Raw genomic sequence first — 13,556 nt, forward strand, 5'->3', positions numbered from 1 at the left:
CCCCCTATTTTATCCCGGTGGGAGAAGGTGATAGTTGAAATAATCCTCTTTGCCGTCGGACTGGTTCTGCTCATCAAGGGAAGCGACTACTTCGTTGAAGCCGCTTCACGGGTTGCAAAGGGCTTCGGGGTGAGCGAGTTCATCATAGCGCTCGTCCTGGCGAGCATAGCCACCACCCTGCCGGAGGTGACCGTCTCGGCCATCTCCTCCTACCAGGGGAACCCTGACATAGCGCTGGGCAACGCGATTGGAAGTGCTCTCGCCAACATCGCCCTCATTCTCGGCGTCTCCGCACTTCTGCGGCCCCTCAGCGTTGAGAAGACCGCCTGGAAGAACTCCCTCTTCATGGTAGGAGTTACTGCCTACGCGGGACTGCTGATGTACGACGGAACCATCGGCAGGCTCGACGGGTTGAGCCTTATCCTCATCTACTTCGGCTTCCTCTACTACCTCTACCGGAAGCACATGACCCTCGAGGAGCTCCCGGAGGGCGGCAGGGGCAATCCGAGGAGGGACGCGCTGATAATGCTCGCAAGCGGCCTGGTTGTCGTCACCGGTGCCAAGCTGGTGGTGGACAGCGCGGTCACGATAGCGAGGGCCTACGGCGTTCCCGAGGTGGTGATAGGCCTCACCATGGTCTCCATCGGGACCTCCCTGCCGGAGTTCACCAACTCCCTGATGGCCACAATCAAGAGGCTCCCCAACATAAGCGTGGGCAACATCATCGGGGCCAACATACTCGACGTGCTGATGGTGATAGGCATAGCCTCGCTCATAAACCCGATACGCGTTGATGCGACGGTCTTCACCTTCACTCTCCCGCTGACACTGCTCGTCATGGGCCTTCTCACGGCCGTCCTGAGGCTCACGGGGAGGATAGACAGGGTAACCGCGGGAATCTTCCTGGCCATCTACGGGTACTTCCTCTACGTTTACTCCACCGGCTGATTTCCCTTTTTCCGCACTTCCCAACTCTGGGAAGCAAAGCTTTATTAGCCCGGCTATTACCCCATTATTGGAAACCAAAACCCGGTAGTGGAGGTGGTGAGATGAGAAGGCTGGGCCTTTTCCTGGTTGTTGTCCTCCTCCTCGGCGTTCTGGCCTCTCCCAGGCCCGTTAAAGCCGAGGAGACGCTGACGGTGTACTCCTACGACAGCATAGAGTGGTGGATGAAGGAGATAGTGCCGATATTCGAGCAGAAGTACGGCGTCAAGGTGAACCTCGTCCTCATCGGCGACGCCGGTGAGGTTCTCAACAGGCTCATACTGGAGAAGGACAATCCTCAGGCCGACGTCGTCGTTGGCATAGACAACAGCTACCTCGCCAAGGCCATCGATGCCGGAATACTCGAGCCTTACAGGCCGGCCAACGCGGACGTTATTCCGGACTGGATAATCGAGAAGTTCGACCCGACGTTTCACCTCACCCCCTACGACTACGGCTACATAGCCATCAACTACCGCAAGGACATGGTTCAGAACCCACCGGCAAGTCTCGAAGACCTCACCAAGCCCGAGTGGAAGGGCAAGCTCATCATCGAAGACCCGCGCACCAGCTCGCCGGGAATGGCCTTCCTCCTCTGGACGATAGCGGTCTACGGTGACGACTGGCTCAACTACTGGGAGAGGCTCAAGGCCAACGACGTCCAGATAGTCAAGGGCTGGAGCGAAGCATGGGGAGCCTTCAGCGAGGGTGAGTATCCCCTCGTTCTCAGCTACGCCACCTCACCGGCGGCAACGGTTTATTACGAGAACAACACCAACGTCGGAGCCGTCGCCTTCAGGGAGGGCAACTACCTCCAGATAGAGGGTGCCGGAATAGTCAAGGGCGCCAAGAACAAGGAGCTGGCGAAGAAGTTCATCGAGTTCCTCATCAGCGAGGAGGCCCAGGAGAAGCTTCCCCTCAACCAGTGGATGTACCCGGTGAACAGGAACGTCAAGCTCCCGGAGGTCTTTAGCTATGCCGTCAATGTGGAGGAGCCCGTCACCATAGACCCCAAGGAGATAGAGGAGAACTACGAGACTTGGCTCAAGCAGTGGACGGCCCTGATGGTCGAGGGCAAGAGCCCGGAGGAGATAACCGGGACGACCTCAACCTCGCCGGAAGGGGAGAACGGCGGTATCTGTGGGCCGGCACTCATAGTTGGCCTTGCCGTCCTTCCGCTCCTTCTCAGGAGGAAGTGAGATTTTCTTTTCCTCTTTAACGTTTCATGGCCATTTAGCAGAACCTTTTAGAATCGAATTTTTGGGAAATGGCGGGCCCGGCGGGATTCGAACCCGCGACCTCCGGCTTAGAAGGCCGGCGCCCTATCCTGCTAGGCTACGGGCCCTCGGGCTAATGGTCTTGGGGGAGTTTTATAAAAGTTGTGGTGGGGCAGGCTCACGGGTAGAGCCTGCTCGGCGTCCTTGGGAAGAGCGTGGCCCAGCGGACGTGGTCGAGCTTGAGGACCCAGGCGACGAGCCTCTCAAGGCCCAGTCCAAAGCCGCTGTGTGGAACCGAGCCGTACTTCCTGAGGTCGAGGTACCACTCGTAGTCCTCCGGCTTCATGCCCTCCTCCCTTATGCGCTCCACGAGCTTGTCGTAGTCGTCCTCACGCTGTGAGCCACCGATTATCTCGCCATAGCCTTCCGGCGCGAGCATGTCGGCGGCGAGAACCTTTCTCGGGTCTTCAGGATCTTCCTTCATGTAGAATGCCTTGATGTGCTTTGGATAGCCGTAGACGAAGAACGGTGCCTCGAACTCCTGGGTGAGTATTCTCTCCTCGTCGGCGCCCATGTCCTCGCCCCATTCTATCTGCACGCCTTTGCTCTGGAGTATGTCGATTGCCTCGTCGTAGCTTATCCTCGGGAAGGGCGGAACCGCGTTCTTGAGCGTCGTTAAGTCCTTCCTGAAGGTCTCGATGTCGCTCCTCCTGAGCTCAAGCGTTCTCTGAACCATGTAGCTGACCAGCTCCTCCTCCACCTTCATGATGTCCCAGAGGTCCATCCACGCGGCCTCAAGCTCTAGGTGCCAGAACTCGGTGAGGTGCCTTCTCGTCCTGCTCTTCTCCGCTCTAAAGCTCGGAGTTAGCGACCAGACCTTTTCGAGGCCGAAGATTGCCGCCTCCAGGTAGAGCTGGGCCGACTGGCTGAGGTAGGCGGTCTTATCGAAGTACTTGAGCTTGAAGAGGGTCGCTCCCCCCTCAACTGCCCCTGTGACGAGTATCGGCGGGAAAACCTCGTACCAGCCGTCCTGGAGGAGCCACTCTCTAGCTGCCTGCATCAGCGTGGCTTTAACCTTCATTATGCTCGCGACCTTGGGCGAGTGGAGGTGCAGGTGCCTCACGTCGAGCAGGAACTCCTCGCTCGCGTCCTTCGTTATCGGGAAGAAGTCCACGTTCTGGATTATCTCTATCACGTCCGCCTGAACCTCGACTCCCGTCGGCGCGCGGGGGTCGGCCTTGACGGTTCCCTCGATGATGACGCTCGACTCAATGCCGAGCTTTTTGGCTGCCTTGTAGGCTTCTTCACTCCTATCCTTGGCGAAGACGATCTGAACGATTCCGCTCGAGTCCCTCAGCACTATGAAGACCCTCTTTCCGACTTCCCTCTTTCTGTAAACCCAGCCTGCGAGCTTGACGCGCTTGCCCTCCATATCGGGCCGAAGGTCTGCGCAGTAAACTTTATCAATCATCTTTACCACCTCCAGAGGCTTTGAAAGTGACTTTATAACGGTAGCGATTGGTCTAAGCGAGAAGAGTCAATTCGTCCACAGGGCAAGGGTGCGGGACCTTTTTCTAATGACCACAAGGAGCGGCATGGTACTTAATCCTCGGGGGTGGCATTTAAGTTCTTTGGGCAAATTTATGTCGATGTGTCAGAAGTTTTATTTATTCTGATGGCAAATCTCCAAAAGGTGATGGAATGTTTGCGCTCATCGGAACCGCAGTCGATGCGGAGTCAGTCAGAAGGAACGCCGCGGTAATCGTCGAGGGGAAGGCCATTCGGGCCGTTGTCCCCGCTGACGAGCTCAGGGAATACGGTGTCGATGAGGTATACGGTGGAGGGAACCACATTGTGGTCCCTGGTCTTATAAACGCCCACACCCACGTGGCGATGGCGCGCTTTAGGGGCCTCGGTGAAGACTTGCCGACGGAGGAATGGCTTGAGAGAATAATCTGGCCAATGGAGCAAGGGTGGACGCGGAAGGACATCAGGAAGTGGGCGGGGCTTGGAATCCGGGAGGCCCTCGCAAACGGCTCGACGACGATAAATGATCACTATTTCTTTGCCAATGAAATAGCCGAGGTTGCCGAGAGGCTCGGCGTTCGGGCCTTCATCGGACAAACTATGATGGACGAAGTTGACTTCCCCCTCGCGAGTCCCGAGGAGGGCTTTCGGTTCTTCAGGAGGTGGCTCGGAAGGAGCGAACTCGTTACCCCAGTCCTAGCTCCGCACGCGACCAATACCGTCTCGCTCGACCTATTTAGAGAAACCGCGGAGCTGTCGGAGGAAACCGATGCGAGGGTTCACCTTCACCTCGCCCAGAGCAGGGCCGAGGTTGAGGAGGTTAAAAAGCGTCACGGCACTTCCCCCGTCGGCCTCCTTGGAAAGGCAGGCCTGCTGAACGAAAAACTCATAGGCGTCCACGGCGTTTACCTCGGAGAGGAGGACTTCTCCAGACTCGCTGGAGCCGGCTCGACTCTCGTTCACTGCCCGACGAGCAACGTAAAGCTCGAGGGAAGGACGATTAACCTTGAAAAGCTCCTCGACCTCGGCCTCAACGTTGCCCTGGGAAACGACTCGCCGAACCCGACCGGAATCCTCGACCCCTTCCTGGAGATGAGAACCGCCGGAATCGTTGCCAACCTAACAGCAGGAAAGCCCCATGCCGTTCCGGCAAGGGAGATATTCGGCATGGCAACGCTTTTCGGGGCGAGGGCGCTCGGTCTGAGAGCTGGACTGATAAAACCGGGTTATCTCGCCGATTTGGTTCTCATAAACGCCGAAAAACCCTGGTTCAGACCGATGGAGAACCTCTACTCACTCCTCGTTTACTCCGCAAGGGGAAGCGACGTCGAGGTCGTTGTGGTGGACGGCAGGGTGGTGTACGAGAAGGGGCCGGGAGAAGACTGAAAAAGGCTGATAAAAGCACAGGCCTAAAGCTCACACCCTCCTGACTATCAGCTTGACCCCGTCCACCTCAGAGACCTCGACAACTTCGCCTATTTTCAGCTTTTCGTCGTTCTCGCTGAGCGCTATCCACCTGTCTCCCTCGAGCTCGACTATGTAGTGATCCTTTCCTATCTCGACGACCTTCCCGCGCTTGCCCTTGAGCTCGAAAGTGTATTTACCCTTTCCCGCGTCCTGGACGTCCTTCTTTATGTAGCGGCCCACGATGATGTACGAGATTATCGCCGCTATGAGGGCTATGACAAAGCTTTCTGTGAAGCTAACTCCGAAGCCCATGAGGAGCCCAAGGACGACCATGGCCACTCCTATCGGCGTTATGAACGCCGTGACCATCATGTCAAGGGCTATCACGAGAAGGCCAAGGATAAGGAGGGAAATAGGAAGCGTCTCCATGATCACCACCGTTAAAAATTGAGTAGAAAGGGCTTTAAGTCTTTTCAGGGGTGAGGGAGCTTCCCTCTTCCTGGGAAACCGCCCGTTCAGAATCTCCCTTCGGAGGCTCTGGCATCGGAGCGTCCTTCACCTTCTGGAGGATTCTCAGCAGGCCGATGAGGGCTTCCGTGTCGTACGGGACAATGAGGTTACCGTACTTGGCCAGCTCGGGCATCTTCTCAATGTACTGAAGCGTCAGGTACTTCTCGTCCGCCATCTTGAGGGCCTCGAGAACTTTCCTTATTGCCTCCGCCTGGCCTTCGGCCACGAGTATCTGCCTCTGCTTTTCGCCCTCCGCCTTCAGTATAGCAGCTTGCTTCTGGCCCTCTGCTTCCTTGATTGCAGCCTCCTTCTTACCCTCCGCGAGGAGTATCATGGCCCTCTTCTCCCTTTCAGCCGTCATCTGCTTGGCCATCGCGTCCTGAATGTCCTTGGGTGGGTCTATGCGTTGTATCTCAACGCGGGTTATCTTAACCCCCCAGCGGTCGGTTATCTTATCCAGTTCCTCCCTCAGCTTGGCGTTGATTATGTCCCTCCCGCTCAGCGTCTCGTCGAGCTCCATCTCACCTATAATGGCACGCAGGTTGGTCTGGGCGAGCTTGATTATCGCCATGAGGAAGTCGCTGACGTTGTAGACGGCCTTTACCGGGTCGAGTATCTGGTAGTAAACGATGGCATCAACCGTAACGACGACGTTGTCCTTACAGATGACCTCCTGCGGCGGCACATCAACGACGTGCTCGCGCATGTCCACGACCTTGACCCGCTCCATGAAGGGGATTATGAAGTGTATTCCCGGCTCTAGGATCCTGTTGAACTTTCCAAGGCGCTCGACGAGGCCCTTTTGGTACGGCCTTATCACCTTCACGCTCAGCAGGAGCATTATCAAAAGAAAAACCCCTATGATAACCAGGGCGGTTCCGGCAAAGGGCATTACTATCGCCTCCGGTTGTTGTTCAAACCTTGAAGAATGGAAGTTCTTATAAGCCTTGCTGTATTCTTCTATAAGTCCCACTCAACCTCCGAATTTTTACCTTGTTTGGCGTACTGTGGAACCTCCCCTGGAGACGTTGCGTTTCCCCACACGGTAGATGGTATTAAATAACAGCTTTCCTGGCTGATGTCGCAGGTATTGTACCTGCCAGTTATGAAATGAAAACACCCCCATCGCTTGCCGGTTGATAACCGGTCACCCTTTAAAAACCCTTGCCGGTTGCCAGTCGGCGAGGCTTTATAAACCCCCGCTCCCTTCTTGCCCCAGGTGAGAGAGATGGGAAGGCCGGTCTACCTCGGTAAGGCTTACATAAACTGGTGCGAGAAGTGCAACGTCCCGCTCATCGGTGATAGCTGTGCCGTCCACGGAAAGGAGAGCGTTTTCAGGCTCAACATCACACCTCCCGGCGACCTGCGCTTCGCCTTCGAGAGGGACATCGAGCTGATCCGCTCGATATTCCAGGAACACTACGGCGTCGACGTGGGCGAGATTTTCGATGGCAAGATCGTCCTCCTCAACAAGACGCCCGGGGAAGATGACTCCTACGAGATAATCCTCGACGGCTACGTCTTCGGCTGGATACGCTTCGACCCGCTGGAGCTGAAATGGAAGCCTGGCCTGAAGGTCGAGGGGGCAACTGCCCTCTGGAAGCGCTTCGGGAAGGCGATGAAGAAGTGGATAGTCGTCGATGAAGGTGCCATAGAGCCGATCCTCAACGGCTCCAACCTCCTGCCGGTTGGTATAATCGAGGCCGAGCAGAGCATAAGGCGGAACGATGACGTGATACTGGTCTCCCAGGCCGGCGAGGTCATCGCAACGGGCATAGCGAAGAAGGATTACTCTGGACTCGCCAGCAAGGAGCGCGGAACCGGCGTCAAGGTGAGGAGGCAGAGAAGCATCAACTACCGCGAGGGAAGGAAAGCCACCATGGAGGACGTCCTCCGCGCCAACTCCATCGAGCTTGAGAGGAAGGTGATGGAAGCGAGGCGCTTCATGAGGAAGGTCGCCACCAGGTACTCCGACCTCCCGATAGCCGTTGCCTTCTCGGGCGGGAAGGACAGCTTGGCCGTTCTTGGTCTGGCGCTGGAGGAGTTCGGCGACGAGGGTTTCACCGTCTTCTTCAACAACACGGGCATAGAGTTCCCGGAAACGCTTGAATACGTCGAGGAGCTGAGGAGGGAGCTTGAGCCAAAGGGGATTAAGTTCATAGTTGCCGATGCCGGCGACGCTTTCTGGCGCGCCCTTCACGTCTTTTCCCCGCCGGGCAGGGACTACCGCTGGTGCTGTAAGGTCACCAAGCTCGGCCCCATAACCCTCTCCATCAAGGAGAACTACCCGAAGGGCGTCCTCATGTTCGTCGGCCAGAGGAAGTACGAGAGCATAAAGAGGTTCAAGCAGCCGAGGGTGTGGAGGAACCCCTGGGTGCCGAACGAGACAGGGGCATCGCCGATATTCCACTGGCGCGCGCTGGAGGTCTGGCTCTACATCTTCAGCAGGAACCTTAAGTACAATCCGCTCTACGAGGACAGGCTTGACAGAATAGGCTGCTTCCTCTGCCCGAGCGCCTCCCTGGCTGAGATATACACCCTCAAGGAGGAGAAACCCGAGCTGTGGGCCAAGTGGGAGGGCGAACTCAAGCGCTGGCAGAAACGCTTTGGAATGCCCGACGAGTGGATAACCTACGGCTTCTGGCGGTGGAAGAAGCTGAGCAAGGGCGAGAAGGCGATAGCGAGGGATCTGGGCGTCGAGATACCGGAGGAGCGCTCGTGGGAGCCAGTAAAGTATTCAATGGTGGAGAACGATGACGGCACCTTCACCGTCCGCTTCAACACCATCGTGAACCTGGAGAGAATCAGGGAAGTCGCCTCGATCCTCGGCGAGGTTGAGGAAGGCGAAAACTACATAAGGGCGGGGAAGGTTACATTCAGACCGGACGGGGCTTACACGGACGACTTCAACGAGGGAGTGCAGGCCTATTACCTCGTCAAGAGGGCCTACGAGTGCGTTGGCTGCGGCGTCTGCGTCGGCAAGTGCCCCGAGAATGCCCTCAGCATTGACCCGAGGAGCAAGAAAATCCTCGTGAACCCCGAGCTCTGCACCCACTGCAGGGAGTGTATGGACGTATGCCCGCTCCTGAAAATCAAAAACCCGGAGGAAGGAAGCCAGCTTTAATCGGGCTAGTCCTTTCCCTTCTCGTCCTCCTTGTCCTTCCGACGGCGGGGGCGCAGGACTACAGCTACGAGATAAACGCCTACGCCGTCTATTTTGACGTCGTCTCCCCCGATAACGTCCAGGAGACGGTGGAGATAGACCTGACCGCCCACACCAACCTCAGCGGGTACGTCATATACACCGACTACCCCGTCGAGAACCCCCACGCGGTCATCGAGCTTGAAACCGGGGTGCAGGCCATAAACGTCACCGTTCGGGAGGTCCTCGGCGGGACGAACGCGATTTACATGTCCTTCCCAACCCTCGGCCCAGGCGAGAGCGCGAGGATACGGCTGACTTTCACCACAAGAGGAATGATAACCGAGAGCGACGGCAAGGAGCAGTTCACCTACTACGTTCGCTTCAGCCAGCCTGTTGGGCTGTTCCACGTGCAGCTCGTCGTTCCGAGGGGCTACGCCGTGCTGTCCCCAATCATACCCTCCCCCGACAAGGTGGAGAGCTCCACCGAGAGGCTTCTCCTAGAGTGGACCAGGCGCGATATTCGCCCGGGCGACGAGTTCTACTTCATAGTTGGATTCTCCGGTGAGATGGCTGTTCCTTCAAGTCCCTCGCCGCTTCTTTACGCTGGAGTCTTCCTGGCCGGCCTGCTGGTGGGCGGCGGCTCCGTTTACGGCTATATCCTTTACCGCGAGAAGAAGCGCGAGGAGGAGAAGACCCACCTGCGGAGCGACGAGGAGAAGATACTCGCCCTGCTGAAGGAGGGTCCGGTTCTCCAGAGTGAACTCGCCGATAAGCTCGGCGTTTCAAAGGCAAAGGTCAGCATAATCCTCCGCGAGATGGAGGAGAAGGGCCTCATCACGCGCGTGAAGGAGGGAAGGACCTACAGGGTCTTCCTGAGGGAGTGAGGCAGAACCGGTCAAGTTCATTTTACCAATGGTTAGAATATAGTACAGTCGAGTTTACATTTTCCTTTTGAAAGCCTTGTCCTTTAGGGCGGGTGAAGGTCAGCTGGCCTATACTGGATTGGCAAGCGTCTTGGGCGTTGAGGATATCTGCTACAGAGTCGAAAACATAGTGGCGGTGGAACTTATGAGGAGGGAGTACTACATAACTCTCGACGGAGGTTCAATACTGGGACGGTAGAAAGGACGAGGTTGATTTCGGGGTTTCGAAGGGGTTCAATGTTATTTACAGGTCAGTTACGACGTTGATGATCCTTGACAGGGAACCGCGAAATTAATGCCCTCATATGTGCCTCAGAGTCTTTGAAGTGTAAAAAAACTGACCGTTGTGACATGGATTACGAAGACGTTCGCCAGATTGAGGGAAAGACCGTTAGGTTCGTTCCCCTCTGGCGCTGGCTTCTTGGGAAACCATTTTTTACTACTTAATTTTGTGCATATATAACGATGCCTCAAATTTGTACGCTGGTAACTATAAAGCAAAAAGTTTAAATATCTTAGTTACAAGGTAACTTTAACTATTCCTTGGGAGGGAGCGAATGCGGAGCTATGTAGTGTGGTTTGTTGTACTTTTGGTGATTGGAACAACGCTTCAAGGGGCAAGTTGGGGAATATGGAGGATAGAAGACCATACCCTCAGCTCGTTCTACTTTGGAGGAACGGAATTTTACGATCAAGGTGCCAATTTATATAAAGTCAGGGGGAGTGGAAGTTGAAACGAGCACTTTCTCTTTTTTTAATTTTCGTTCTAGTTGGGGGAGTATCTACTGGTATCTATTATTATAAAAATCCTGCCTCGGAGATCAATACACCAGAAACTCCCTCAGGGATACACTGCACTGACCAAACTTTAAACCTCTCGGCGTTTCTGGGGGGAGAGTGGATAGACTACACGATTAAGCGGCTGAACCTCGCTAAATGTCCCGATGGCGGGTTCACCGAGATCGTGGATACAATCACTCCTGACCTGCACTCAACTTATTATTTCGTGGCCACCCTTTGGATAATCAATGAAACACCTTCCAACCGAGTCCAAACGATAGTTTGGCTCCATACTCAGGAAGAGAACTTATTTAAAAATGCCTCGAAGGCAAGGTATGGGTTTAGAAATTTATACCATGGAGTCATGGCCCTAAAAATGCTGAACTCAACTCCTAGAGACTCGGATAAAATTATAGATTTTGTTCTGAGTGCCAAAAGGGAAAATGGTGCCTTTGTGTATGATGGCCTTGACGTGACAGAGCAGGCGATTGAGATACTTCACATTCTCGGCTACAACGTCAGCAACTTGAACGATACTGCGGGGTATGAGTTCACAAAATTCAAGAACTTAAGCCTGCCCCCTGAGGGCGATAATCTCAGGACATTAAAGTTTGTTTCAGAGTTTAACAGATACACAAGAACAATGGATTTGCTCGGGATCAACTATACTACAACACGGGAGTATAAGGAAGATGTGTCATTCATACGAAATATGTCCCAGAATATCAGTACCATTTTAACGATAAATCCCCCACTCTTTTTGGTGGCAGATTTGGCCCAGGCATTGAGGGAGAATGGTCTTATGGAGGCTAACATTTCAGAAGCCATTTACACGTATGTCAAATCACATGAACTTCCCGATGGAGGATTTAATTTATTTGGGAAGGACTATGGTGAGTTTCAGGGTACGTATTATGCTGTGAAGGCCATTGTACTAGCGGGGAAAAAGCCCGACAATAGAACAATAAGCTTTGTTCACAGTTGGGAAAGTCCCCTTGGTGGGTTCGCCTTCACCTTCCAGAAGTTTGGAGATCCTGTACTTACATATATGGGTGTTTACGTGGCTGAGAAACTAGGGATGGATCTTAATAGGGCTACGATCAGGAAGTACCTGGAAAACGCTCTCCATAATCGGAGGCCATACTCCCAAGATGATCCTAATCCTCTGTATTATGTTTATCTAACCTATGAGAGACTCAACTTGACTATGGGGCAAAATGACAGAGAGTACCTAAAAAACGAGACAGTCAGGCTAATGAAACTTTATTCCAGTGGTCGAGTTGATTCAATCCTTTATGATCCAAGTTGGATATCACTTATTAGACTTGGGAATGCGCTTGGAGTAACATTTAGTTCAAAAACCAAAGCGGATCTGGTTAATGTTATACTCTCAAAGCGGAATCCTGATGGGACATTTGGAACCTATAAAAACGACACCCCAATGACTCTTTTCCAGACTGTAAACGCGGTTGTACTGCTTCATGAGCTCGGATACGATTACAGAGATGACAAAACCATCCAGTATCTCAACAGCCTGATGCACGATGGAGGCTGGGGAGGGCCTGATCTGTACAACACTTTTGGAGCTGTACAGGCACTAATTTACATGAATTACTGTCCAAAAGACATTAGTGACATAATAGCTTTCCTTCGTTCCTTGAAGTATAAATACGGTGGATTTAACTTTTATCAGGGAAGCACTTCGTACGGTGGTCTCCAAGAAACATACCTTGCCCTTAGAATTTTAGAGTTGCTGGGTGCAACGTGACTTGTTTATTTTTCTTTGCCCAGGTCCAACTTTTTGGATATACACCAACTTTATAAACCGCTCCCCTCCTCTTCCCTCTGGTGAGAGACATGGAGGAGTATTTCATCTGTCCAGAGTGCGGTGGCGATGACGTTGAAGTCATCAAGGAGAGGGGGAGAGAGCTCACCCTCCGCTGCAATGAGTGCGGCAACGTCTGGATCATAACGCTTCCCAAGCTCGTGAAGGTCCCGCTCATCGTCAGCAAGCACGAGAGGAGCTTTAAGAGCGAGGTCGAGCTACCGGAGGGCGAGGAGATAAAGGTCGGCGACATCGTCGAGACCGAAGACGATGAGGTCAGGATTACTGGAATAGAGCTTGAAGGAGACAAAAGGGTGAACAAGGGCAGGATAGGGGAGATAAAGGCACTCTGGGGCGAGAGCCTCACCTACCCCAAGGTCATCAAGGTGTCCATATACCTGCCGAAGGGAGTAACCCAGGCCTTCAAAGTCAAGGTGCCGCGCGATGAAGAGTTCGTCGTCGGTGAAGTTCTGGAAGTCGGGGGCTACACCTTCAAGGTCGAAAAGATAAAGACCGAGCGGAAGATGCTCCACCACGGGAAGGCCAGGGCGGACGAAATAGTGGCCATAATGGGCCACCAGATCCCGCGCGCGAGGGCTAGGAGGAGTCTGGAGATATACCGGGGCTACTCTAGGGAGTCCGGCTGATGTGGCCGGCGGTGATGAGTCTTCTTTTCCTTTCTGACCCCTTAGGGAATGAAGAGCTTGGCCGCTGCTGATATCGAAATCCTTTTAAAGCCTCCCCCGGATTCGAGCATGCAAAACCAGATGAACGATGAGGATTCCGGAGGGATGAAAGATGGCGAAGCCGAGCTATGTGAAGTTTGAGGTTCCCCAGGAGCTTGCCGAGAAGGCTCTCGAGGCCGTTGAGATCGCTCGCGACACCGGAAGGATAAGGAAGGGCACCAACGAGACCACCAAGGCCGTCGAGAGGGGCCAGGCCAAGCTCGTTGTCATCGCCGAGGACGTTGACCCAGAGGAGATAGTTGCCCACCTCCCGCCGCTGTGCGAGGAGAAGGAGATCCCGTACATCTACGTTCCGAGCAAGAAGGAGCTCGGTGCCGCCGCCGGGCTCGAGGTTCCCGCTGCTAGCGTTGCCATAATTGAGCCCGGCAAGGCCCGCGAGCTCGTTGAGGACATCGCTATGAAGGTCAGGGAGCTCATGAAGTGAGCTCCTTTCCCCTTCATTCCATAGAAAGGTTTAAGTTCATCTCTGCGAGGGGATTTCTAGGTTAAGGG

Annotated in this window: 11 protein-coding genes and 1 tRNA gene; 8 read left to right on the forward strand and 4 right to left on the reverse strand. The window is 54.4% G+C overall.

Annotation, left to right across the window (positions count from 1 at the left end; translation table 11 throughout):
- The first annotated feature begins 27 nt into the window (after positions 1-27).
- Positions 28-948 carry a calcium/sodium antiporter gene (locus E3E27_RS00930; RefSeq protein WP_167773125.1) on the forward strand — a complete coding sequence of 307 codons (921 nt, stop codon included), beginning with the start codon at positions 28-30 and terminating at the stop codon, positions 946-948.
- Between the two features lie 101 nt (positions 949-1,049).
- Complete coding sequence (locus E3E27_RS00935) at positions 1,050-2,183, forward strand: thiamine ABC transporter substrate-binding protein (protein ID WP_167773126.1); 1,134 nt, start codon at positions 1,050-1,052, stop codon at positions 2,181-2,183.
- A 69-nt stretch (positions 2,184-2,252) separates the two neighbouring features.
- Here E3E27_RS00935 and E3E27_RS00940 read toward each other — a convergent pair.
- A tRNA-Arg gene (locus E3E27_RS00940) sits at positions 2,253-2,329 on the reverse strand.
- Positions 2,330-2,379: 50 nt separating this feature from the next.
- Positions 2,380-3,672 (reverse strand): asparagine--tRNA ligase, encoded by a 1,293-nt coding sequence (gene asnS / locus E3E27_RS00945; protein ID WP_014789540.1) that lies wholly within the window; start codon positions 3,670-3,672, stop codon positions 2,380-2,382.
- A 230-nt stretch (positions 3,673-3,902) separates the two neighbouring features.
- On the opposite strand from asnS, the gene E3E27_RS00950 reads away from it, so the two are divergent.
- Complete coding sequence (locus E3E27_RS00950; RefSeq protein ID WP_167773127.1) at positions 3,903-5,114, forward strand: amidohydrolase family protein; 1,212 nt, start codon at positions 3,903-3,905, stop codon at positions 5,112-5,114.
- 30 nt (positions 5,115-5,144) lie between these two features.
- Here the strand turns inward: E3E27_RS00950 and E3E27_RS00955 are convergent, their stop codons facing one another.
- Entirely contained in the window at positions 5,145-5,564 is a 420-nt protein-coding gene (locus tag E3E27_RS00955) for an NfeD family protein (protein ID WP_167773659.1), read from the reverse strand.
- Between the two features lie 34 nt (positions 5,565-5,598).
- Positions 5,599-6,537 (reverse strand): SPFH domain-containing protein, encoded by a 939-nt coding sequence (locus E3E27_RS00960; protein ID WP_167773660.1) that lies wholly within the window; start codon positions 6,535-6,537, stop codon positions 5,599-5,601.
- Between the two features lie 336 nt (positions 6,538-6,873).
- On the opposite strand from E3E27_RS00960, the gene E3E27_RS00965 reads away from it, so the two are divergent.
- The 5 genes from E3E27_RS00965 (at position 6,874) to rpl7ae (ending at position 13,488) form a co-directional block, all read left to right on the forward strand.
- Positions 6,874-8,769 (forward strand): phosphoadenosine phosphosulfate reductase family protein, encoded by a 1,896-nt coding sequence (locus E3E27_RS00965; RefSeq protein WP_167773661.1) that lies wholly within the window; start codon positions 6,874-6,876, stop codon positions 8,767-8,769.
- On the forward strand, positions 8,721-9,674 hold the full coding sequence (locus E3E27_RS00970; protein WP_014789564.1) for a MarR family transcriptional regulator: 954 nt from the start codon (positions 8,721-8,723) through the stop codon (positions 9,672-9,674). Before E3E27_RS00965 ends, E3E27_RS00970 begins: the two co-directional genes overlap by 49 nt.
- 769 nt (positions 9,675-10,443) lie before the next feature.
- A complete protein-coding gene (locus E3E27_RS00975; protein WP_167773128.1) occupies positions 10,444-12,261 on the forward strand; it encodes a prenyltransferase/squalene oxidase repeat-containing protein in 1,818 nt (605 codons plus the stop codon).
- An 89-nt stretch (positions 12,262-12,350) separates the two neighbouring features.
- Positions 12,351-12,965, forward strand: coding sequence for an HVO_0476 family zinc finger protein (locus E3E27_RS00980; protein WP_167773662.1), 615 nt, complete (start codon positions 12,351-12,353; stop codon positions 12,963-12,965).
- A gap of 151 nt (positions 12,966-13,116) precedes the next feature.
- Positions 13,117-13,488, forward strand: coding sequence for a 50S ribosomal protein L7Ae (rpl7ae, locus tag E3E27_RS00985; RefSeq protein WP_014789568.1), 372 nt, complete (start codon positions 13,117-13,119; stop codon positions 13,486-13,488).
- Positions 13,489-13,556 lie beyond the last annotated feature (68 nt).

Source organism: Thermococcus sp. MV11 (assembly GCF_012027285.1).
Taxonomy (GTDB): Archaea; Methanobacteriota_B; Thermococci; order Thermococcales; family Thermococcaceae; genus Thermococcus; species Thermococcus cleftensis.